The organism is Glutamicibacter protophormiae, from assembly GCF_014647495.1.
GTDB lineage: Bacteria > Actinomycetota > Actinomycetes > Actinomycetales > Micrococcaceae > Glutamicibacter > Glutamicibacter protophormiae.
Genome location: NZ_BMPH01000006.1, coordinates 83997 through 106770 on the forward strand (window position 1 = coordinate 83997; position 22774 = coordinate 106770).

The following is a 22774-nucleotide window of genomic DNA, read 5'->3' on the forward strand; positions in this document are numbered from 1 at the left end:
GGATTTCGAGCGTATTCGATCACAGCGAAAGGCAGCCCGTGTCCAATTTCTCCTGGGGACCGCAAGACCTGAGTGCTCCGGCACCCAAAAAACTCCGCCAGGTGCCCGTTGAACGCGGCATGATCCTTGAAGACGCGGTCTCCGGCTGGGTCGGCGAAGTCATCCGGACCGAGAAGTCCGGCGGCATGCGTGTGATCGTGTTGGAGGACCGCCACCGCAAGACGCGCTCCTTCCAGGCCGGCTTCGGCTTCCTGCTGGAAGGCGAACCGGTGGAGATCGTCGAACCCGTCGCGAAAGCCGCGGCCCCGGCGACAATGATCTCCGCGTCCGGTTCGCGGGCCGTGGCCGACTTGAAGGCCCGCACCGCCCGCGCCAGCCGCATCTGGGTCGAAGGCAAGCACGACGCGGAGCTGGTCGAGAAGGTCTGGGGCCACGACCTTCGTGTTGAAGGCATCGTCGTCGAGCCGCTGCACGGCGTCGACGACCTGGCCGGGGCCATCCGCCAGTTCGCTCCCTCCCCGACCCGGCGCCTGGGCATCCTGGTCGACCACCTGATCTCCGGCACCAAGGAGGAGCGGATCGTCGCCGAAGCCATGAAGGTCCCCGGTGCGGCGGGCAACGTGCTGATCCTCGGCCATCCCTACGTGGACGTCTGGCAGGCGATCAAGCCCGAAACCCTGGGCATCAAGGCCTGGCCGGTCATCCCCCGCGGCACCGACTGGAAAACGGGTGTGCTGCGCGCCTTCGGCTGGCCGCATGACTCCGCCGCCGACATCGGCATCGGATGGCAGCGGATCCTGTCGACGGTGAAGCACTACGGGCAGCTGGAGCCGGCGCTATTGGGTAAAGTTGAGGAACTAATCGATTTCCTCACCACGGAAGATTACGGTTTCCTAACGATTGACTAAGATTTGGACATTCAGGGTGCCGTTGTGCCGGGCGTCCGTGGAAGCTCGATAACATGGTGGAGAAGCCGCACCGTAAGACAAGGACATTTCCGTGACATCTCGCCAGGTACCATCATCTGAGAATTCGCGTTTCGAGGGATCAAACGTGTCCGCGCTGCCGCTCTCCCCGTCGGAGGATCGCCAGTGGGCGACGATGGCGCACTTCGGCGCGATCCTCGGATGCATTCCCTCGGCCATCATCTTCGCCGTGTACCGCGACCGCGGTCCCTTCACCGCCCAGGAGTCCAAGGAAGCGTTCAACTTCACCTTCCCGCTGACCATCCTGGCGATCGTGCTGAACATCCTGAACCTGCTGCCGGGCATCGGCTGGCTCTTTGCGGTCATCGCCGTCTGCCTGTGGGTCTTCATGACCCTGATGGGCGCGTACGCCGCGATCCAGGCAAACAAGGGACGCCCCTACCGCTACCCGATCAACCTGCGGTTGATGAAGTAGCAGCAGGGGCGCATGCGCTTGCGAACGTCCTAGAAATCCAGCAGTTCACGCACCACGAGGTCGGCCAGCAGCCGGCCTCTTTGCGTTAACACGATGCGTCCTGCGAACGCCGCCTTGGGATCGACCAGCTCGTCGGCGATCAGTCCGGCGACCTTGGCGCGGCCCGCGGATTCCAGTTCGCCGATCTGCATGCCGGAACTGAGCCGGGTGAGCAGCATGGTGCGTTCTAGCTGCACGGCCTGGTCGTCGGGGAATTCGCGGCCGTGCCCCGGCGAGATGCCGCCGTCGATGCGCTGCTGGTAGGCGGCCGGGTGCTTGACGTTCCACCAGCGCAGCCCGCCGACATGCGAGTGCGCGCCGGGACCGGCACCCCACCAGTCCCCGCCCTGCCAGTAGGCGATATTGTGGCGGCAGGCGTGCTCTTCGCCGCGCGCCCAGTTGCTCACCTCGTACCAGTTCAGGCCGGCGGCGGAAAACAGCTCGTCGGCCAGCTGGTATTTCTCCGCGTGGTCGTCGTCGTCGATGTCCGGAACTTCGCCGCGGCGGATCTGCGCGGCCAGCTTGGTGCCGTCCTCGATGATCAGCGCGTAGGCGGAAATATGGTCCGGCTGATAGCTCAGCGCGGCCTCGATGCTGGTGCGCCAATCGGCCAGCGACTCCCCCGGAGTGCCGTAGATCAAATCGACGCTGACATCCAGCCCCGCTTCGCGGGCCCAGGCCACCGCCTGCGGCACCCTTGCAGGATCGTGCGTGCGCTCCAGCACCTTCAGCACGTGAGGCACGGCCGACTGCATGCCGAAGGACACGCGGGTGAACCCGCCGTCGGCCAGCTCCTGCAAGCTTTCGCGGGTCACCGAATCCGGGTTGGCTTCCGTGGTGACCTCGGCGCCGGGCTTCAGGCCGAAGTCGGAAACGATGCGGCCCAGCACCGAAACGAGGTCGGAGGCGGGCAGCAGGGTCGGGGTGCCGCCGCCGAAGAAGACCGTCTCGATTTCCCGCTGCGGCACGCCGGAGCGTTCAAGAACCTGCTTGGCGAAGCCGATCTCCTTTCCGACCGTCGCCGCATAGGTCGCCTGGCTGGAGCCGTTGCCCAGCTCGGTGGCGGTATACGTGTTGAAATCGCAGTAGCCGCAGCGCACAGTGCAGAACGGAATGTGGACGTAAAAGGACATGGTCCGCTCCGACGCACCGTGCGCGCACGCTGCGGGGAGCAGACCATCGGCCGGAGCCGGATCGCCGTCAGGCAGGACTGAGGGCATCTAGCTACTTCTTTTTCGTTTCGTCGGTGGACAGCGCGGCGATGAACGCCTCCTGCGGGACCTCCACGCGGCCGACCATCTTCATGCGCTTCTTGCCTTCCTTCTGCTTTTCCAGCAGCTTGCGCTTGCGGCTGATGTCGCCGCCGTAGCACTTGGCAAGCACGTCCTTGCGGATGGCGCGGATGGTTTCGCGGGCGATGATGCGCGAACCGATCGCGGCCTGGATCGGCACCTCGAACTGCTGGCGGTTGATCAGCTCGCGCAGCTTCACCGTCATCATGGTGCCGTAGGCGTAGGCCTTGTCGCGGTGGGTGATGGCGGAGAATGCGTCCACCTGCTCGCCCTGCAGCAGGATGTCGACCTTGACCAGGTCTGCGACCTGTTCGCCGTCGGCCTTCCAGTCCAGCGAGGCATAGCCGCGGGTCCGGGACTTGAGCTGGTCGAAGAAGTCGAACACGATTTCTGCCAGGGGCAGGTGGTAGCGCATTTCCACGCGGTCCTCGGAGAGGTAGTCCATCCCGCGCATGGTGCCGCGGCGCGACTGGCACAGCTCCATGACGGCGCCGATGAACTCGCTCGGGGCGAGGATGGTCGCCGCGACCATGGGCTCGTGCACTTCCAGGATCTTCCCGTCGGGGAATTCCGAGGGGTTGGTCACCGTGATCAACTGCTTGTCCTCGCCCATGACCTCGTACACCACGTTCGGGGCGGTGGAGATCAGGTCCAGGTTGAATTCGCTCTCCAGGCGCTGGCGGGTGATTTCCAGGTGCAGCAGGCCCAGGAAGCCCACGCGGAAGCCGAAGCCCAGGGCAACGGAGGTTTCCGGCTCGTAGATGAGCGCCGCGTCGTTGAGCTGCAGCTTGTCCAGGGCATCGCGCAGCGCCGGGTAGTCGGTGCCGTCCAGCGGGTAAAGGCCCGAGAACACCATCGGCTTCGGTTCCTCGTAGCCGCCGAGGGACTTCTCCGCGGGATTCAGCGAGTTGGTGACGGTATCGCCGACCTTGGACTGGCGCACGTCCTTCACGCCGGTAATCAGGTAGCCCACCTCGCCCACGCCCAGGCCCTTGGTCGGGACCGGGTTCGGCGAGGAGACACCGATCTCCAGCAGTTCATGGGTGCTTCCGGTGGACATCATCTGGATGCGCTCGCGCGGCTCCAGCTTGCCGTCGACCACGCGCACGTAGGTCACCACGCCGCGGTAGGTGTCGTAGACCGAGTCGAAGATCATCGCGCGGGCCGGAGCATTTGCATCGCCCACCGGGGCGGGGAGCTGCTTGATGACCTCGTCGAGCAGGGCTTCGACGCCTTCGCCGGTCTTGCCGGAGACCTTCAGCACCTCGCTCGGATCGCAGCCGATGAGGTTGGCCAGCTCGGCCGCGTACTTCTCGGGCTGGGCGTTGGGCAGGTCGATCTTGTTGAGCACCGGAATGATGTTCAGGTCGCTCTCGATCGCCAGGTACAGGTTGGCCAGCGTCTGGGCTTCGATGCCCTGCGCCGCGTCAACCAGCAGGACCGCGCCTTCGCAGGCAGCCAGGGAGCGGGACACCTCGTAGGTGAAGTCCACGTGGCCGGGGGTGTCGATCATGTTCAGCGCGTAGGAGGTGCCGTCGACCTCCCATGGCATGCGCACGGCCTGGGACTTGATGGTGATGCCGCGCTCGCGCTCGATATCCATGCGGTCCAGGTACTGGGCCTTCATGTCACGGGCAGAGACCACGCCGGTGAGCTGCAGCATCCGGTCGGCCAGGGTGGACTTGCCGTGGTCGATATGCGCGATGATGCAGAAGTTACGGATGAGCGACGGATCCGTCGCGGCAGGCACCGGAGCGGTGCGGGCCAATGGAGACACCTAAACAGACCTCACTAGCGATGAGCAGACATGATTGAATTACGCCTATTCTGTCATGCTTTGCCGGTGAGAACATATTTCCGGCGCCGCTCACTGATAGTTTGTGGTGCATGGCTTTGAATGCACAGAAGATCTTCGACTTCATCCTCCGCGCGGTCAAGGAACTGGGTTCCTCCAGCACCAAGAGCACGAACGCCGGCGGCGCAAAGCCGCAGCCAGGCGGCGTGGCGGACTCCCGGCGTCCTGCCTCGGGAGGCAACCGATCCGCCGGCGCCAGCCCCCGACCCGCGCCGGCGGCGGGATCCAGGTCGGGCTACCCGGGCGACTTCACCGGAACCATCCGCTACGAGTACAACCCGAGCATGGACGGCGACGCGGACCCGGGCGAGGTCGTCTGGGGGTGGGTCCCCTTCGAAAAGGACTACTCGCAGGGCAAGGACCGTCCGGTGCTGGTCATCGGCCGCGACGACGGCTGGCTGCTGGGGCTGATGCTCACCAGCAAGGACAAGAACAATTCGCAGCACCACAATCCGAACTACCTGGATATCGGCACCGGAGCCTGGGACCGTGAACGGCGCCCCAGCGAGGTCAAGCTGGACCGCATCATCCGGCTCTCCCAGGACTCGGTGCGGCGCGAAGGGGCGATCCTGGATGAGGACCGTTTCCGCAATGTGGTGAAGGTCCTAAACAACCGCCGCTAAGCGGTCGCTGCGGGGAGCCTGTTCTGCTAGAGTTAGTTCTTGTGTGTCGCGCAGGTTGGGCGACACGCCCCCTTCGGGTCGCCATAGGTGCCCCACACCGCTCAGTCGATGGCCTGAAGGATGAACCCTCTACCGACCGTATTAGACGATAAACGAGAGAGTTTATTAAGTGGCAAACATCAAGTCCCAGAAGAAGCGCATCCTCACCAACGAGAAGGCACGCCTGCGTAACGTAGCTGTCCGCTCCGAGGTCAAGACCGTTATCCGCAGCGTCAACGATGCTGTGGTTGCCGGCGACAAGGACAAGGCAACCGACGCACTGCGTCTGGCCGGCAAGAAGCTGGACAAGGCTGTTAGCAAGGGTGTTCTGCATAAGAACAACGCTGCTAACCGCAAGTCGGCCCTGGCCAAGAAGGTTAACGCCCTCTAAGCTCAGCTAGACTCTACAACTCCCCCGGAACTTCGGTTCCGGGGGTTTTGTTTTGCCCCGGTGCAGCCCGCGGCAGTACTGCGGCTGCGCACCGGGGACAACGAAGGCGCCGCCAGAATTCCTGGCGGCGCCTTGTCGTAGGCCTGCTAGTGGCGCGGGGCCTTGCCGGCGATGAAAAGGATCGCGCGTTCCAGCGCATAACCCGGCGATCGCCCCCCGCCCTTGACCATGCGGTCGGTCTGCGCGATGGTTTCCACGCAGGCGGCCAAGTCCGCGCGCTTCCAGCCGCGGGCCTGCTGCTGCGCCTGCTGGACCTGCCACGGGGCCATGCCCAGCTGGGAGGCCAGCACCGCGGCCGGCTCGTTCACGCCCAGCACCTTGGCCAGCTGGCGCACCTTCATGGCCAGCGTGGCGACGATCGGGATCGGATCGGTGCCGGTGCCCAGCGCGTGGCGCAGCGTGCGCAGGGCCACCTGGGCGTTGCCGGCGATCGCCGCGTCGGCGACCTTGAAGGCGGTGGCTTCCACGCGGCCGCCGTAGTACTTGTCGACCACGTCCTGGTCGACGGTGCCGGTCGTGTCCTGGATCAGCTGGGAGCAGCTGGAGCCGAGCTCGGCTAGCGAATTGCCGACGGCGGCGACCAAGGCCTTGACCGCGTCGTTGGTGATGCGCCGCTTGGCGGCCTTGAATTCGGCGGTGACGAACTCGATCTTCTCCGCGTCCTTCTTCACCGGCTGGCAGTTCACGAGCACCGCGCCGGCTGCCTTGACGGCATCGAGCAGCTTCTTGCCCCGGGCGCCGCCCGAGTGGTGCATGATCAGCACGTTCTCCGGCGCGGGGCTCTTGAGGTAGGCCAGCGCGTCCTTCAGGAAGTACTCGTTCATGGTCGCCAGGTCGTGGATCTCGACCAGGTTCGCGGTGGAGAACAGCGAGGCGCTGGTGGCCAGCAGCAGTTCCCCCGGTTCGTAGCTCTGCGCGTTCAGCCGTGTGTGGGCGATGTCCTCGCGGGAGGCCGCCTGGGCGCGCAGCAGTTCGAAGGCGCGGGAAGCCAGGTACTGCTCGGAGCCGGAGAGCAGGATCAGCGGCTGCGGGGTGAGGTCTCGCCAAGAGATCCCGGGATTGGCCTGGGCGCGTGCCATCGAACTCCTTAGTGCAGGTGCAATATATCGATCCTACCGAACCGGCGCCCCCAGCGAGGCCGCGTGCACGCCGTCGGCATCCAATGTGAGCAGAACGGTGCCCAGCCTATCGGTGCGCAGCACCTGCGCGCCCTGCGCCTGGGCCGTGTCGAGGATGCCCTGGTTGGGGTGTCCGTAGGTGTTCTTGGCGCCCACCGACACCAGGAACACCCGGGGCCGGGCCGCTGCGACCAGCTCCTGCCCGCCGTTGCGGGCCCCGTGGTGCGAGGCCTTGAGGATCGCGGCGGGACCCTGCGGGTGGGCCGCGAGCAGCCGGTGCATGGCCTGCTCCTCCATGTCCCCGGCGGTGAGGAAGTCGATCTGCCGGTCCCCGCGGGTGAAGGTGAAGCGCAGCACCAGCGAAATGTCGTTCGGCTCCGCGCCAGCCACGGCCGCGGGATCCGGGCCGATGACCCGGTAGGACACGCCCTGCCCCTGCCCGGTGTCCCCCGGGAGCAGCGCCCGGTGCGGCTGCCACAGCGGCTCCGGAAATCCCGCGGAGACCAGCCGCTCCCCCAGGTCGATGCCCGAGGACTCGAGCTCCGGCACGCCGCCGAAATGGTCGGCATCCTGGTGCGTGATGAATACCTTGGTCAGCGACTCGATGCCCAGCTGGCGCAGGCAGCCGGCCACCCCGCCATCGGGCGGCCCGGCGTCGATCAGCCAGCCCGCGGACTCGCCGTCGCGGATGACCAGCGCGTCGCCCTGGCCCACGTCGCACATCGCGATGGACCAGGGCTGGTCCACGGCAGGTTTCCAGAACAGCGTGGCCGGCAGCACCAGCGCGGCCAGGAACACCGCCAGCACCCCGAGCAGGGCCAGACAGATCCGGCGCACGCGCAGCCGCTCGGTCTGGCTCCCGGCGACCAGCAGCACGCAGAAGACCGCCGCGATGCCGGCCGCGACCACGATGCCCGGCATCCCCTCGGGCCACGGGCGGCTGGCCCCGGGCAGCCGCACGGCCAGCCGGGCGAGCTGCCCGACCGCTTCGGCCGGCCATCCGATCAGCCAGGCCAAGGCGTGCGCGGCGCCGGGCAGCACGGTGCACAGCAGCAGCGCGGCCACCCCGAGCCCCGTGATCACCGGCAGCAGCGGAGCAACCAGCAGGTTCGCCGGCAGCGAGTAGAGGCTGAAGTCCGCATTCAGCGAGATCACCACCGGCAGGCAGGTGAACTGGGCGGCGCAGCAGATCGCGGTCGGTTCCGCCAGCGGCGCGGGCAGGAACCGGGCGGCCAGCTCGGACAGCGGCACGGTGAGCATGATGATGCCGGCGGTGGCCAGCACCGACAGCGCGAACGCCGGCTCGGCGGCCAGCGACGGGTCCAGGACCAGCAGCACCGAGGCGCTCAGTCCGAGGATGCCCAGCGAGCCCTGCCCGCGCCCGGAAAGCAGCGAGAAGACCGCGATCGCGCCCATCAGTCCCGCCCGCAGCACGCTGGGATCCGGGCCGACGAAGGCGACGAACAGACCCAGCCCGCCGGCCATCAGGACCCCGGCCAGCACCCGGGGCACGGCGAACAGCCGCAGCAGCACCATCAGCATCGAGCCGACCAGGGCGATGTTCGACCCGCTGACCGCGGTCAGGTGGCTCAGCCCGCTGCCCCGCATCGCCTCGCCCAGTTCCTCGTCCTGTCCTGAGCGGTCCCCGTAGAGCATGCCCGGCAGCAGCGCCCTGGCGTCGGGCGGCAGCCCGTCCAGCTGCGCGGCGAAGTGCTCCTTGAGGTTCGAGGCGGGGGTGGGCAGCTGCCAGCTGGTGACCCGCGGCTCGCTGTCGGCGCGGGCCCACCAGCGGAAGCTGCCAGAGTCCCCCGCCGGCTGCAGCGAAGCGATCACGGTGAGGTCGCGCGCCCTGCCCGGCAGCGGGCCGCCCAGGGACAGGTGGATCGGGAGCTCGCAGCGCCGCCACTGGCCCTGGTGCTGGTAGCCATCCAGCTGCGCCGCGCCGGCGACCCCGCCGCCGTCGACGGGCCGCGGCGGGTCCGTGAAATGCGCGGTGATCCGGCGCTGCTGCGCTCCGGGGTCGGGCAGCGTGCAGTCGGCCGCGCCCGGGTGCGTGCCGAGCACCGCCAGCGCCGCGAGCAGCAGCACCAGCGGGCCGGTGAACCACGGGGCCGCATGGGGCGCGTCGTGCCGGACGCGCAGCAGCAGCGCGAACAACCCGGCGAAGAGCGCGAGCAGCATCAGCACCGCCCACCCCGGCGGCGGCAGCAACGCGGCGAGCCAGGCCCCGGCCAGCAGCCACAGCCCGCGGAAGTCGGTGCGCACTACGAGCCCCTCACGGCTGCACCAGCTCGCGCAGGTTGCCCAGCACCGCGGGGCCGATCCCGGAGACCGCGTCCAGCTCCTCCACGGAGGCGAACGGGCCGTTGGCTTCGCGGAAGTCGATGATGCGCTGGGCCAGCGCGGGACCGATGCCCGGCAGTTCCTGCAGCTGCTGGGCGTCGGCGCTGTTCAGCGAGATCTTCCCGCCGCGCTGCGCCCCGCCCGGCGTGCCGGAGGATGCGCCGCTTGAAGGGCCGGCGGCGGAGGGGGCGGCGGGGGCCGGGGCGTCCGAGGCGCCGGGCAGCACGATCTGCTGCCCGTCGGCCAGCCGCGCGGCCAGGTTCAGCAGTTCGGGGCGGGCGGAGCGCCGCAGGCCGCCGGCCGCCTCCAGCGCGTCGGCGATGCGCGATCCGGCGGGCAGGGTGTAGACCCCGGGCCGCTTCACCGCGCCGACCACGTGCACGGTCACCGCGCCCGCGGAGCTGCCGGGGTCGGCGGAGGACGCGGCGGAGGGGCCGGGCGCAGCGGTGCCCGGCGGCGAGGGATCGGAAACCAGCGGCACGGTCTGCAGCTGCGTGGTGGTCGGCGGCGGGGCCAGCAGGATCGACAGCCCGATCCAGGCCAGCACCACCAGCACCAGCACGAGCACCGCCACGCGGCTCACGGCGAATCGCAGCCGCGAGGCACGCGGCGCATACCTGCTGAAGAAGTCATGGCGCCCCATGGGAGCCAGTGTGCGTTAGCGGGCGGGCGGCTGCTGGGGTTGCGGCGCGGGCTGTGGATACAGCGGGGCCACGGCCACGCCGAGCACCCCCATGCCGGTGTGCGCGGCCAGCACCGCCGGCAGCGACTCGATGAGCACCTCGCCGGCGCAGTACGGGTTCAGCTCGGTGGCGATCTCGGTGGCCAGCTCCGCGGCGCCGAAGTGCATGACCCCCAGCCGCACCGGGCCCTGCGCCGCGGCGGCGTCGCGCTGGGCGAGGGCGACCAGCCGCGCCTGGGCGCGGGCGAAGGAGCGCGGCTTCTCCAGCGGGGCGATGACCCCGTCGGCCAGGCCCAGGATCGGCTTGACGTTCAGCAGGCTGCCGAACACCGAGGAGACCGCGCTGATCCGCCCGCCGCGGCGCAGCTGCTCCAGGGAGGGCACCGCGAAGTAGATGGTATTGCCGGCGGCGCCGGAGGCGATCTGCTCCAGCATGCCCAGCTGCGCGCCGGCGTCGCGCGCGGCGAGCACGTCGGCGACCGCGAAGCCCTGGGCCATCGCCACGGTGCGCGAATCGATGACGCTCACCGGCACCGGGGCCTGGGAGGCGGCCAGCCGGGCGGCGTCCACCGTCCCGGAGAGCCCCGCGGAGAGGTGGATGGAGACGACCTCCCGGCAGCCGGCCGCGGCCAGCTGCGCATAGGCGCGCGCGAACTCGCCGGGGGCCGGCCTCGAGGTTTTCACGCTCTGGCCCATGGCCAGGCCCATCATCAGCGCGTTCACGTCCTCCCCGTGCACATGGTTGTCCACGATGATCGGGATGCCCAGCTGGATGAAGTCAGCGCTGGCCAGCAGCGCCGGCGGCAGGCAGGAGGCCGAATCGGTCACCACCCCGATCCGGGCGCCGGAAAGCCCACGCGGGGCCAGCAGCTTGTGCAGCCAGCCCGTGCGTGGGCTCTTGGATCGCTCAGTCATGTCTTGAGCTTACGGTACGCGTCGGCCGGAACTACGGCGCCGGAACCACGTTCACGAGCTTCGGGGCGCGCACGATGACCTTCAGCGGCGCCTTCCCGTCCAGCATGCGCACGACGGCCTCGTGGGCCAGCGCCTGCTCGCGCAGCTCGTCCTCGGAGATGTCCACCGGAACTTCGAGGCGCGCGCGCACCTTGCCCTTGATCTGCACCACGGCGGTGACGGTGTCATCCACCAGCAGCGACTCGTCCACGTCCGGCCAGGCGCTGGTCGCGACGCTCGGGGCGTAGCCCAGCGCCTCCCACATGTCCTCGGCGGTGTACGGGGCGAACAGGCTCAGCAGCTGGGCGACCACGGTCGCGGCCTCGCGCACCGACGGATCGGCCGCGCCGGCGCCCGAGTCGATGGTCTTGCGGGCGGCGTTGACCAGCTCCATGGTCTTGGCGATCACCACGTTGAACTTGCCCGAATCCAGCAGCGCGGCGGACTCGTGCACGGTGCGGTGGGTGACCTGGCGCAGCGCCTTGTCGCCTTCCCGATAGTCCACGCCCGGGGCGCTGGCCACGTCCTGGGCCACTCGCCAGGCGCGGGCCAGGAACTTCTGCGAACCGTACGGCGAGACGTCGGCCCAGTCCACGTCGTCCTCCGGCGGGGAGGCGAACACCATGGTCAGGCGCACCGCGTCCACGCCGAACTTGTCCAGCTGCTGGCCCAGGTCCACGCCGTTGCCCAGCGACTTGCTCATGGCCTTGCCGCCGTTGAGCACCTGGCCCTGGTTCAGCAGCGCGCTGAACGGCTCCTGCACGTCGATCAGGCCCAGGTCGTAGATGACCTTGGTGAAGAAGCGGGAGTACAGCAGGTGCAGGATCGCGTGCTCGACGCCGCCGACGTACTGCCCCACCGGCATCCAGTCGCGCACGGCCTTCGGGTCGAACGGGCCTTCGGTGTAGTTCGGGGACACGAAGCGCAGGAAGTACCAGGAAGAGTCCACGAAGGTGTCCATGGTGTCGGTGTCGCGCTTCGCGGTGCCGCCGCAGCTCGGGCACGCCACGTTGACCCAGTCCTCGGCAGCCGCCAGCGGGCTGGTGCCCTTCGGGGAGAGCTGCTCGCCGCGCAGGTCATCGGGCAGGCGCACCGGCAGCTGGTCCCCGGGAACCGGGACCTCGCCGCAGGCTTCGCAGTGGATGATCGGGATCGGGGTGCCCCAGAAGCGCTGGCGGGACAGCAGCCAGTCGCGCAGGCGGAAGTTCACGGTGTGCTCGCCGGTGCCGGCGGCTTCCACGAGCTCGATGGCCTTGGCGATCGCGTCCACCTTGGTCAGCCCGTTCAGTTCGCCGGAGTTGACCAGCTGGCCCTCCCCGGCGGTGGCGACGCCGGTGTCGTTCGGGTCCTCCAGGCCGGTGTCGACGACCACGCGCACCGGCAGGTCGAAGGTGCGCGCGAAGTCCAGGTCGCGCTGGTCGTGCGCGGGCACGGCCATGATCGCCCCGGTGCCGTAGTCGGCCAGCACGTAGTCGGCAGCCCAGATCGGCAGCTTCTCCCCCGACAGCGGGTTGATGCCGAAGCGCCCGGTGAACACACCGGTCTTTTCGCGTTCGGTGGACTGGCGCTCGATCTCGGACAGCGCCTTGACCTGCTCCTGGTAGGCTTCCAGGGCTTCGCGGTGCTCGTCGGTGACCAGCTCGCCGGCCAGCTCCGCATCCGCGGCGACCACCATGAAGGTCGCCCCGTACAGGGTGTCCGGGCGGGTGGTGAAGACCGGGATCTTCACCGCCGGCTGCTCCTGGTGCGCCTCGATCTCGAAGGTCACTTCGGCGCCCTCGGAACGGCCGATCCAGTTCTTCTGCATCAGCAGCACGCGCTCGGGCCAGTGGCCCTTGAGCTGCTCCATGTCTTCCAGCAGGCGGTCGGCGTACTCGGTGATCTTGAAGTACCACTGGTTCAGCGACTTCTTGGTCACCGCGGTGCCGCAGCGTTCGCAGGCGCCGTTGACGACCTGCTCGTTGGCCAGCACAGTCTGGTCCTTCGGGCACCAGTTCACCGGGTGGTCCTTGCGGTAGGCCAGGCCCTTCTCGAAGAACTTGGTGAACAGCCACTGGGTCCAGCGGTAGTACTCGGGATCCGAGGTGTGCAGGCGGCGGTCCCAGTCGGCGGAAATCGCGTAGCGCTTGAAGCTGGCGGCCTGGGTGTCGATGTTCGTGTAGGTCCAGTCCGCGGGGTGCGCGTTGTTCTTGATCGCGGCGTTCTCCGCGGGCAGCCCGAAGGAGTCCCATCCGATGGGGTGCATGACATCGTAGCCGCGCAAGCGCCAGTACCGAGCCACGACGTCGCCCATGGCGAAGGCCTCGGCGTGGCCCATGTGCAGGTCGCCCGAGGGGTACGGGAACATGTCCAGCACGTAGCGGCGTTCACGCGTGCCGTCGTCGGCCGGCTTGAACACCTCTAGCTCGTCCCAAACCGGTAGCCACTTGGACTCAATGTCCTTGAAGTCGTAGGTTCTGGTCTCGTTCGTCGATGATGTCACTGAGCTCTTCTCACAGATTCGCGGAAAAATTTCCTGACGGAAAACTGGTTTCTGCTTCCAGACACAACAAAAGCCCCCAAATTTCCACTCGGGGGTACGGCCGCATGGCCGTTCTTAGGCTAGGTCGCGCTGGGAATACATAGGGAGATTCTACCGCACCGGCGGCGGTGCTCGCCGCATCCGTGAAGCGCAAGCTTGGCCACAGTCCAGGCCGCGCCGCCTGCATGTGCGCCACGTCCAGGCGTACGATCGCGGCGCCTGCCACAATTGGCTCATGACCTTACGCTCCCCGCGCCTCGCGCGCCGCTTCGCCGCCCCGCTGCTGCTGCTGCCCGCCAGCGCCCTCCTGCTGGCCGGTTGCGCCCTGCTCGGCACCTACGAGGGGCACACCTGCGACGGCAGGAAACCCGTCGCTTCCCTGGAGCAGGCAGGCCGCCAGCTGGTCCAGGCCGCGTACGACCAGGACCTGGACGCCGCCTGCCGGGTCGCCACCCCGTACGTTGGCATCGAACTGGAGCCGGGCATGATCGATGCGACCCGGGAGCTGCTGGCCAAGGCAGGAGTCACCCCGCAGAACGTGCAGGTGCGCGTCGGCGAGCAGATGGGCAGCGCGTATTCCGTGCAGCTGGGCAGCGCCGAGGGCGAGGGCCAGGTCGCGGTCACCGGCCACGCGGTCTGGGATGCCGGCTACACCATCGGGCTGCCCGACCAGGTCTACCCGGACCTGCCGCCGGCGCCCGAGGATCCAGCCTCGCATTCCGCCTCCGCGGCGCCGTAGCCCGCAGCGGGCGCTTCCGCCCACCGGGGTTATCCACACTGCGCACGCAACCGCCCCCGTGCGGCCGGCGCCGGGTGGAGGCTGGAGCCATGACCACCGAAGCCCTGCTCACCGCGCTGCACACCCTGTGCACCTCCCCGAAGCACCTGGGGACCCAGCTCACCGCTGGGATGCTGGTGCGTCTGGGCGCGCTGTGCCTGGCCTTGTTCACCGCGCTGGGCCGGCTGGTCCGCGACTCCAGGGATCCGCGCCTGGTCCTGGCCCACGCGCAGCTGGTGGAAGACTTCGGCCAGCAGGTGCACCATCAGCAGCTGGCCTGCGCACTGGATGCCGAGGTCGCCGGCGCGGCCGGGCTCAGTCTGGCCACCTACGACGCGCTGCGCGCAGGAACCTGCGACCTTGAGTCCGAACCCGACGTCGCCTCCGGGCGCGCCTGCTACAAGAGCGCCGGCGATCTGCTCGCCGCGTGGCTGGGCATCACCTATTTCGAGGCGCAGCGCCGGATCGACGACGCGCACCTGCTCATCGGCCGCCGCACCGCCCAGGGCACCATCTGCGCGCCGCGCTTCGAGCACCTGGCCGGGCTCTACGCCGACGGGCTGGCGGATCGCCGCGCCATCGCCGGCGTGGCCCGCAGCCTGGAGAAGCTGGAGAAGCCGGACACCACCTTTGACGGGGTGCCGAGCACGCTCACCGCCCGCGCCCCCGACGGCCGGCCGCTGGAGGAGCACGCCGCGATGGAGCTGCGCGGGCTCGGCCCGATCGAGGCGCGCAAGCAGATCGGCACCCTGGTCAAGGCCTACAAGGACCTGCACGAGGACAAGCTTCCGCCGGATTTGGGCCTGTTCATCGGGCCCGTCGTGCGCGGCGTGCACACCTTCACCCTGCGCACGCTGGCCACCCACGCGGAATACCTGCGCTCGGTGGCGGCCCAGGCCGGCAGCAAACGCACCAAGGCCGGCCGGCATGCGCGCAAGCCCGAGGCGGATTCCGGCGGTTCATCCGGCGCGGAAGGCTCCGGAACCCCGGACTCCCGAGCACAGCAGAACTCCCCCGAGGCGGACAACGCTGACACCGCGGACACCGCGGACACCACCCCCGGCAACGAGCGGCCGACCCCGGACTGGCTCCGGCCCGAGTCCCCGATGCCCGACTGGGCTGCGGAGGAAGCCTGCCCGAACGGCGGCGCGGACCGCACCCCGGAGCAGGATGGACCGGAACCCGATGACGCGCAGGACGCGGACGAAACGGCCGAAACGGACGAAACGGCAACCGGAACTCCGGCTCCGGAAGAGCCCAGCGCCCCGCTGCGCCGGCTGAACGCGCTGATGGCCATCCTCGCCGCGCCGCCCGCAGGCGCAGCCGCCAAGCCGATCGTCCCGAAGATGCTGGTCTACCTCTGGCTCAAGGACCTGCAGAACCTGGCCGAGGCCCACGGCATCACTGCCCACGGGGTGGACATCCCGCCGGGTGAACTGCGGCGCCTGCTGGCCACCGCGCGGGTGATCCCGCTGGTGCTGGGCGGCAACAGCCAGCCGATCGACGTCGGCCGCTCCAGGCGCTTCCACCAGGGATACCTCAAGATGGCGGTGATGGCCCGCGACCGCGGCTGCATTGTGCCCGAGTGCACGACGCCGCCGGACCTGGTGGAGATCGACCACTACAAGAAGCCGTGGTCCGAGGGCGGAACCACCAGCGTCGACTCCGGGGCGGCGATGTGCTCCAACGAGCACCACGGCCGCCATTCCGGCCAGTTCAAGGTCGTCGACGTGGACGGGCTGCCGCATGTGCTGCTGCCCCCGCACCTGGACCCGGAGCAGAAGCCCCGGCGCAACACCTACTGGGGAGCCCTGCAGCTCGGCGAGGACCCGCCCGGCGCAGGGCCGCCCCCGGAAGCGGGACCTCCCGCGGACCGGCGCGGGTGAACGAAAAAGGATCCCGGCCAACCTGGTGTTTGACCGGGACCCTTGGTCCGCCGGCGGCTTGGCCGCCGGGAAACCCCTCAGCTTCTAGGCCTTGGTGTCCTCGTCGACCCAGTCGAAGGTGCGGGTGACCGCCTTCTTCCACAGCCGCAGGCTGCGTTCGCGCTCTTCGGCGCCCATCACCGGCTCCCAGCGCTTGTCCTCGGACCAGTTCGCCTCCAGCTCGCCGAGGTCCTTCCAGAAGCCGACGGCCAGGCCGGCGGCGTAGGCCGCGCCCAGCGCGGTGGTCTCGGTGACCTTCGGGCGGACCACCGGCACACCGAGGATGTCGGCCTGGAACTGCATCAGGTGCTCGTTGGCGACCATGCCGCCGTCCACCTTCAGCTCGGTCAGCGGCACCTCGGCGTCGGCGTTGACCGCGTCGAGCACCTCCCGGGTCTGGAAGGCCGTGGATTCCAGGGCCGCCCGGGCGATGTGGTGCTTGTCGGCGAAGCGGGTCAGCCCGACGATCGCGCCGCGGGCATCCGAGCGCCAGTACGGGGCGAACAGCCCGGAGAACGCCGGCACGATGTACACCCCGCCGTTGTCCGACACCTGGCTGGCCAGCTCCTCGATCTCCGGCGCGCTGGCGATCATGCCGATGTTGTCGCGCAGCCACTGCACCAGCGAACCGGCGACGGCGATCGAGCCCTCCAGCGCGTACACCGGGGCCGCGTCGCCCAGCTTGTAGGCCAGGGTGGTGATCAGCCCGTTGCTCGAGGAGACGATCTCTTCGCCGGTGTTGAAGATCAGGAAGCAGCCGGTGCCGTAGGTGTTCTTCGCGCTGCCCGCGCCGAACGCCGCCTGGCCGAAGGTCGCCGCCTGCTGGTCGCCCAGGATGCCGGCGACCGGCACCTCGCGCAGCAGCTGGTTCGACGCCACGGCGCCGTAGACCTCGGAGGAGGACTTGATGGCCGGCAGCATCGAGGCCGGGACGCCGAAGTCGGCCAGGATCTGCTCGTCCCACTGCAGGGTCTGCAGGTTCATGAACAGCGTGCGCGAGGCGTTGGTGACGTCGGTGACGTGCACTCCGCCTTCCGGCCCGCCGGTCAGGTTCCACAGCACCCAGGTGTCGGTGGTGCCGAACAGCAGGTCCCCGGCCTCGGCGCGTTCGCGCGCGCCCTCGACGTTGTCCAGGATCCACTTGATCTTGGTGCCGGCGAAGTAGGTGGCCAGCGGCAGCCCGACGCGGTCCTTGTAACGCTCGATCCCGCCCTCGGCCGACAGCGCGTCGACGATGTCCTGGGTGCGGGTATCCTGCCAGACGATCGCATTGTAGACCGGCTCGCCCGTGCGCTTGTCCCACACCACGGTGGTTTCGCGCTGATTGGTGATGCCGACGACCTCGATGTCGTGGCGGGTCAGGTTCTCCTTGGCCAACGCGTTGCCGATGACTTCGCGCACGTTGTCCCAGATCTCGGCCGGGTTGTGCTCGACCCATCCGGCGGCCGGGAAGATCTGTTCGTGTTCCTTCTGCCCCACGGAGACGACCTCTCCTGCGTGGTCGAAGACGATGGCGCGGGAGCTGGTGGTTCCCTGGTCAATGGCGATGACGTACTTGTTGCTCACGGTCAATCAACTTTCTGTAGAGGGTGCGGGCATTACAGCAGGACGGCGACGGCCAGGCCGCCCAGGGCTCCGCCGGCCAGCGGACCGACGACGGGAACCCATGAGTAGGACCAGTCCGAGGATCCCTTGCCGGGGATCGGCAGCACCGCATGCGCAAGACGTGGGGCGAGGTCGCGTGCCGGATTGATAGCGTATCCGGTTGCGCCGCCCAGGGATAGGCCGATCGCGACAACCAGCAGGCCCACGGCCAGCGGGCCGAGACCATGCGGGGTCCCGCCGAAGCCGCCGATCACGAAGACCAGCACGAAGGTGCCGATGATCTCCGAGACCGTGTTCCACCCGTAGGAGCGGATGGCCGGGCCGGTGGCGAAAATCCCGAGCACCTTGCCCTGGTTTGCCGGTTCGTCGAAGTGCTTCTTGTAGGCGAGCCAGGCGACGACCGCGCCCAGGAAGGCGCCGATGAATTGCGCCGCCACGTAGACCAGCGCGGTGGCCATCGCCTTGGGCACACCAGGGGCGAGTTCCGTCGCTTCGGGGTTGACCATCAGGCCCAGGGTGACGGCGGGGTTCAGGTGCGCACCGGAGGGCGCCGAGACCCAGACCCCGGAAAAGACGGCCAGGCCCCAGCCGAAGCTGATGGCGACCCACCCGGCGGCGCTGCCGAGGGTTCCCTTCAGGGACACGTTGGCGCAGACGCCGGCGCCCATGAGAACGAGGATAAATGTACCGATGAATTCGGAGAAAAACACTTGCATGGGCAACTTTGACCTTTAGGGTGATTTCACATCCTGCCGGCGGCGCTCTGCCGCCGGCAGCAACGGCAGGCTCAGTCCAGGACAACCCCGTGACTGCCTGCCAGGACCGAGATCGTATGGGCGATCTCGGCCTGGGTCCGGGTTTCATCCCAGCCCATTGGTTCAGCCAGGCAATGTCCCGCCTCGCTGACCAGATCCTTGGTGACCAGGCCGCGGAAGGCCAAGTTCGTGCGGCGGATGAAGACGTCGACGAGGCGTCCGACCTGCTCGTGGGCGGCCATGTAGGCCAGCTCCTGGCGCGAGAGCTCCCCGGAGTGCTGCAGCAGCGTGTCCTCGCCAAGCTGTTCCAGCACCGCGTCCGCGCCGGTGCCGTAGCGTTCGAGCAATACGCGCAGGCGGTCGCGTCCGGCAATGCTCTCGCGCGCCGCGTACCAGGCCGCCAGCTCGCCCTCGTTCATCGGGAAGTCCTTGCCGCCGCCGATCGCGACGCCGACGGTGGAACGGATCTCGCGCTCGCCCAGGAACTCCAGCGCCTTGCCGCCCAGGTTCTCGCTCAGCGCGCGGAAGGTCGTCCACTTGCCGCCGATCAGCGAGAGCATCGTGGTTGCATCGGTCAGCCGGGTCTCGCGCACCTGGTAGTCGCGGGAGACGAAGCCGGGGGCGGTGTCGTCGTGGTTCGGCAGCGGCCGCACGCCGGAGAACTTGTAGACGATCTGCTCGCGGCGCACCGTGATGCGCGGGAAGACGTGGTGGACCAGCTCGAAGAAGTAGTCGACCTCTTCCTCGGTGCACACCGCCGGCTCGGCCATGTCGTGTTCCAGGTCGGTGGTGCCCACCAGCACGCGCCCGAGCATCGGGTAGATCAGCACGATGCGCCCGTCCTCGTGCTCGAAGAAGATCTCGCGTCCGCCGGTGGCGGCGAGCAGCTCCGGGTGGTCCAGCACGATGTGCGAGCCCTTGGTGCCGCCGGTCCACCGGGTGTCCCGGCCCAGCTGCTTGTTGGTCTCATCGACCCATGCGCCGGTGGCGTTGATGATGACTTCGGCGTCGAAGTCGAAGCCTTCTCCGGTGAGCACGTCGCGCAGCTGCGCGGTGCCGCCGTCGATCCCTGCCAGCTCCACGTAGTTGCTGGCGCGGGCCTCCGGGTTGGCGCGCAGGCCTTCGCGCAACACGTCCAGGGTCAGGCGCTCGGGGTTGTGCACGGAGGCGTCGAAGTAGGTGGCGGTGTACTTCACGTCCTCGCGCAGCTGCGGCAGGTCGCGGCGCGCGGCCTTGCCGGCCTTGAAGTTGTGCCACGGGGTGTTGCGCCCGCCGATGCCGGCGAAGACGTCGTACATCACCAGCCCGGCCTTGATCAGCGCCGCGCCGCGTTCGGTGGGCTTGCCGGACTTGTGGGTCAGGAAGCGCAGCGGGGCGGAGAGGATCCCGGAGAAGGTGGAGAAGATCGGGATGGTGGTCTGCAGCGGCTTGACGTAGTGCGGGGCGATCTGCAGCAGCGAGTTGCGCTCCTGCACGGACTCGTGCACCAGGCGGAATTCGCCGTTCTCCAGGTAGCGGATGCCACCGTGGATCATGTGCGAGCTGGCCCCCGACGCACCCTGGCAGTAGTCCCCGCGTTCGACCAGCGCGACATCGATGCCCTGCATGGAAAGGTAGCGGAAGGTGGCGACACCGTTGATGCCGCCGCCGACGATCAGAACCCGCGCGTTCGGCCGTTCGCGCAGTTTGGCCAGCTGTTCCCGATTCACGACGTGTTGCCCCTTTGTAACGATTGAGTAGTGCTACCGGTTAGTGTTGTCGGTAGTTCGCAAACCGGTCAAATGAATTGCACAAACGTGCAGAAATGGTCAGATTGATGCAGAAACCATCCTCCCCGGAGCCCATCCGGCGCCCGGCGCATGACACATCCGTGCAGTACGGCTCACGCGAGCGGGACGCGCTGCGCGCCGCGCAGCTGTACTACCTGCAGGACCTGAAGATGGAGGTCATCGCCCGCGAACTGGGCACCTCGCGCTCCACGGTCTCGCGCCTGCTCACCCAGGCCAGGCGCACCGGCATGGTCTCGATCAGCATCTCCCCCAGCGCCGACATGTCCGCCCAGCTCTCCAGCCGGCTGGCCGAGCGCTTCGGCATCAACGTGCAGGTGGTCCCCACGGACGGCTCCATGGACGACGCCCAGCTGCTCGGGCGCGTCGCCGCGCACGCGGCCCACCAGCTCGGCGCGATGGTCTCCTCCTCGATGACGGTCGGCGTCGCCTGGGGCTCGACCATGCAGGCGGTCTCCACCGCGCTGGGCTCCCATCCGACCCACGACACCGTGATCGTGCAGTTGAACGGCGCGGCGAACCCGGTGACCAGCGGGGTGCGCTACGCCAGCGAAATCCTCACCCGCTTCGGCGAGGCGTTCACCGCGCGCACCGAGCAGTTCCCGGTGCCGGCGTTCTTCGACCGCGCCACCACGCGCCGGGCGATGTGGCAGGAAACCTCGGTCAAGCGCGTGCTGAAGGTGCAGTCGGAGATGAACCTGGCGGTGTTCTCGCTGGGCGCGGCCGGCTCGGAGGTCGCCTCGCAGGTCTACCGCGGCGGCTACCTGAGCAAGCAGGAGACCGCGCAGCTGGCGAAGATCGGGGTGGTGGGCGATGTGGCCACGGTGTTCTTCGACGCCAACGGGCACAGCTCCGGGATCGGGATCAACGCACGCTCCACCGGACCGGCGCTCGACGACCTGCGCCGGGTGCCCCAGCGCTTCTGCGTGGTGGCCGGCCGGGGCAAGATCGAGGCCGTGCGCGGGGCGCTGAAGGGCGGGCTGATCACCGATTTGGTGATCGACGAGGGCGCCGCGCTGGCGCTGCTGGACGGGTAGGATTTGAGCATGGGCCCACGCACGCAACTTGTCACCACACACCGCCTCTTCGGCTCCGCCGCCAGGGTCTTCACCTACCGGGCCTCCGCCCCGGCCAGCGCCGGGGTGATCTACGCGGTCCACGGATTCCGCGGCGACCACCATGGGCTGGATCGGATCATCTCCCAGCTGCCCGGGTACACCGTGGTGGTGCCCGACCTGCCCGGCTTCGGCGCGTCCAGCTCCATGACGCAGGCGCCGCACGACGTCGAGGGCTACGCCCGCATGCTCGACGTGCTGGCCGACGAGCTGGGACTGGGGCCGGGCACCCACCTGCTCGGGCACTCCTTCGGGTCCATCGTCGCCGCCCGGCTGGCCGCCGGCCGCGACTTCGCCTCGCTCACGCTGCTCAACCCGATCTCCGAACCGGCGCTGGAATCCTCGCAGGCGCTGCTGGCGCGGCTGACCAGCGGCTACTATGCGCTGTGCGCCGCGCTGCCGGCGCGCATCGGCGAACCGCTGCTGCGCTCGAAGCTGTTCACCGACGGCATGTCCCTGGTGATGACCAAGAGCGCCGACCCGGCGATGCGCCGCTACGTGCGCGAACAGCACCTTGCCTACTTCGGCGGGTTCCATTCGCGCGACACCCTGGCCGAGGCCTACCTTGCCTCCATCAGCCACACCGTGGGCGAGTACTCCCGGGGCATCGGCGTCCCCACGCTGCTGGTCGGCGGGCTGCAGGACGAGCTGGGCACCCCGGCCACCCAGGAGGCGCTGCGCTCCACGTTCGCGCAGGCGCGGCTGGTGATGCTGGAGGACGTCGGCCACCTGATCCACTATGAAAAGGCCCCGGAAACGGCCGCGGCGATCCGCCGTTTCCTGTCCCCGCTTTCGGCCTAGCCGGCGGCCCGCCCCGCGCCGTCATGAACGAGTGGCGCAGCTCATGGTGCGTTGGAGTTCCAGGCAGCGCCCGCATCGGCGTCATCGTGCCCGTTGTCAACGCCATGCCCTGTCTGCAGCAGCTGCTCGACAGCCTGGCCAGGCCAGCCGCGCAAGCGGGGCTGGATGCCACGCGCGCCGACGACGTGTTCTTCGCCGACGCCGACGACGTGCTCGCGCCGCATGCTGGACTACGCCTCGAAGCACGACTCGGACATGGTGATCCCGCGCATCGCCGGGATCAACGGCCGCGCGGTAAACCGGTCGCTGTTCGCGCGCAGCGAGCCGGATGCGGGGTTGCGCAAGATTTTCGGCACCCTGGCCCCGCAGAAGCTGATCCGGCGCGGTCGAACGGCTCGGCCTGCGCTTCTCCGAGGGGCGGGTGCGGCTGGAGGACGCCAACAACATCAGCGCCCGCAAGACCCGGCCCGAAGGCTACACCCGATCGGTGCGGCGGATCGCGCAGCAGGTGCTGGAGACAGGACTGGAGCCGGAGCCGGCCCGGCTGATGGTCCTGGACCTCTACCAGTGCAAGATCCTGCGCACCCCGGGACCGGAGCTGGTGTGCGGGCTGCGTCGCACGGGTGGGAGCAGTCGTTCCCAGGGCGCCGGTTCTACGCGACCGTCAATGGGTACCTGAGCCTGGACGCC

General features: G+C 68.7%; 20 protein-coding genes. 9 read left to right on the forward strand and 11 right to left on the reverse strand.

All coding sequences use genetic code 11. The features are described from left to right. Nucleotides 1-38 precede the first annotated feature (38 nt). Complete coding sequence (locus IEY43_RS08895; RefSeq protein WP_188948252.1) at nucleotides 39-908, forward strand: DUF3097 domain-containing protein; 870 nt, start codon at nucleotides 39-41, stop codon at nucleotides 906-908. Nucleotides 909-1053: 145 nt separating this feature from the next. Then, on the forward strand, nucleotides 1054-1401 hold the full coding sequence (locus tag IEY43_RS08900) for a DUF4870 domain-containing protein (protein ID WP_308425051.1): 348 nt from the start codon (nucleotides 1054-1056) through the stop codon (nucleotides 1399-1401). Nucleotides 1402-1430: 29 nt separating this feature from the next. Here IEY43_RS08900 and hemW read toward each other — a convergent pair whose 3' ends face one another. Both hemW and lepA read right to left on the reverse strand, forming a co-directional pair. Continuing rightward, nucleotides 1431-2660 (reverse strand): radical SAM family heme chaperone HemW, encoded by a 1230-nt coding sequence (gene hemW / locus IEY43_RS08905; protein ID WP_188948254.1) that lies wholly within the window; start codon nucleotides 2658-2660, stop codon nucleotides 1431-1433. A 4-nt stretch (nucleotides 2661-2664) separates the two neighbouring features. Continuing rightward, nucleotides 2665-4509 carry a translation elongation factor 4 gene (gene lepA, locus IEY43_RS08910; RefSeq protein ID WP_188948255.1) on the reverse strand — a complete coding sequence of 615 codons (1845 nt, stop codon included), beginning with the start codon at nucleotides 4507-4509 and terminating at the stop codon, nucleotides 2665-2667. 110 nt (nucleotides 4510-4619) lie between these two features. On the opposite strand from lepA, the gene IEY43_RS08915 reads away from it, so the two are divergent. Both IEY43_RS08915 and rpsT read left to right on the forward strand, forming a co-directional pair. Further along, nucleotides 4620-5210: a type II toxin-antitoxin system PemK/MazF family toxin gene (locus tag IEY43_RS08915; RefSeq protein WP_188948256.1), complete on the forward strand. Its 591-nt coding sequence runs from the start codon at nucleotides 4620-4622 to the stop codon at nucleotides 5208-5210. Nucleotides 5211-5379: 169 nt separating this feature from the next. Further along, a complete protein-coding gene (gene rpsT, locus IEY43_RS08920) occupies nucleotides 5380-5640 on the forward strand; it encodes a 30S ribosomal protein S20 (protein ID WP_188948257.1) in 261 nt (86 codons plus the stop codon). A gap of 146 nt (nucleotides 5641-5786) precedes the next feature. Here the strand turns inward: rpsT and holA are convergent, their stop codons facing one another. From holA to leuS, 5 genes are read right to left on the reverse strand one after another with little or no spacing between them, the layout of a single operon-like run. Next, nucleotides 5787-6779, reverse strand: a complete 993-nt coding sequence (gene holA, locus IEY43_RS08925; protein ID WP_188948258.1) for a DNA polymerase III subunit delta — start codon at nucleotides 6777-6779, stop codon at nucleotides 5787-5789. A gap of 33 nt (nucleotides 6780-6812) precedes the next feature. Continuing rightward, a complete protein-coding gene (locus IEY43_RS08930) occupies nucleotides 6813-9083 on the reverse strand; it encodes a ComEC/Rec2 family competence protein (RefSeq protein ID WP_188948259.1) in 2271 nt (756 codons plus the stop codon). A gap of 10 nt (nucleotides 9084-9093) precedes the next feature. After that, nucleotides 9094-9804 (reverse strand): ComEA family DNA-binding protein, encoded by a 711-nt coding sequence (locus IEY43_RS08935; protein WP_188948260.1) that lies wholly within the window; start codon nucleotides 9802-9804, stop codon nucleotides 9094-9096. Nucleotides 9805-9819: 15 nt separating this feature from the next. Further along, nucleotides 9820-10758 (reverse strand): DegV family protein, encoded by a 939-nt coding sequence (locus IEY43_RS08940; protein WP_188948261.1) that lies wholly within the window; start codon nucleotides 10756-10758, stop codon nucleotides 9820-9822. Nucleotides 10759-10789: 31 nt separating this feature from the next. After that, entirely contained in the window at nucleotides 10790-13279 is a 2490-nt protein-coding gene (gene leuS / locus IEY43_RS08945) for a leucine--tRNA ligase (protein WP_188948262.1), read from the reverse strand. A gap of 274 nt (nucleotides 13280-13553) precedes the next feature. On the opposite strand from leuS, the gene IEY43_RS08950 reads away from it, so the two are divergent. Together IEY43_RS08950 and IEY43_RS08955 are read left to right on the forward strand one after the other, a co-directional pair. Then, the gene (locus tag IEY43_RS08950; RefSeq protein WP_188948263.1) at nucleotides 13554-14057 is read left to right on the forward strand and encodes a hypothetical protein; all 504 of its coding nucleotides are present in this window, start codon (nucleotides 13554-13556) and stop codon (nucleotides 14055-14057) included. Between the two features lie 89 nt (nucleotides 14058-14146). Next, on the forward strand, nucleotides 14147-15982 hold the full coding sequence (locus IEY43_RS08955) for an HNH endonuclease signature motif containing protein (RefSeq protein WP_188948264.1): 1836 nt from the start codon (nucleotides 14147-14149) through the stop codon (nucleotides 15980-15982). Between the two features lie 84 nt (nucleotides 15983-16066). Here the strand turns inward: IEY43_RS08955 and glpK are convergent, their stop codons facing one another. From glpK to IEY43_RS08970, 3 genes are all read right to left on the reverse strand, one after another. Then, complete coding sequence (glpK, locus tag IEY43_RS08960) at nucleotides 16067-17587, reverse strand: glycerol kinase GlpK (RefSeq protein WP_188948265.1); 1521 nt, start codon at nucleotides 17585-17587, stop codon at nucleotides 16067-16069. Nucleotides 17588-17619: 32 nt separating this feature from the next. Beyond that, nucleotides 17620-18342, reverse strand: a complete 723-nt coding sequence (locus IEY43_RS08965) for an MIP/aquaporin family protein (protein ID WP_188948266.1) — start codon at nucleotides 18340-18342, stop codon at nucleotides 17620-17622. Nucleotides 18343-18413: 71 nt separating this feature from the next. After that, the gene (locus IEY43_RS08970) at nucleotides 18414-20090 is read right to left on the reverse strand and encodes a glycerol-3-phosphate dehydrogenase/oxidase (protein ID WP_188948267.1); all 1677 of its coding nucleotides are present in this window, start codon (nucleotides 20088-20090) and stop codon (nucleotides 18414-18416) included. 107 nt (nucleotides 20091-20197) lie between these two features. Here IEY43_RS08970 and IEY43_RS08975 point away from each other — a divergent pair, with 107 nt between their 5' ends. Then, nucleotides 20198-21205, forward strand: coding sequence for a sugar-binding transcriptional regulator (locus IEY43_RS08975; RefSeq protein ID WP_308425052.1), 1008 nt, complete (start codon nucleotides 20198-20200; stop codon nucleotides 21203-21205). 9 nt (nucleotides 21206-21214) lie between these two features. Then, complete coding sequence (locus IEY43_RS08980; RefSeq protein ID WP_188948268.1) at nucleotides 21215-22084, forward strand: alpha/beta fold hydrolase; 870 nt, start codon at nucleotides 21215-21217, stop codon at nucleotides 22082-22084. Between the two features lie 41 nt (nucleotides 22085-22125). On the opposite strand, the gene IEY43_RS08985 is transcribed toward IEY43_RS08980, so the two are convergent. Beyond that, a complete protein-coding gene (locus IEY43_RS08985) occupies nucleotides 22126-22308 on the reverse strand; it encodes a hypothetical protein (RefSeq protein WP_188948269.1) in 183 nt (60 codons plus the stop codon). 197 nt (nucleotides 22309-22505) lie between these two features. Between IEY43_RS08985 and IEY43_RS08990 the strand changes: the two genes are divergently transcribed. Continuing rightward, nucleotides 22506-22763 (forward strand): hypothetical protein, encoded by a 258-nt coding sequence (locus IEY43_RS08990; protein ID WP_188948270.1) that lies wholly within the window; start codon nucleotides 22506-22508, stop codon nucleotides 22761-22763. Nucleotides 22764-22774 lie beyond the last annotated feature (11 nt).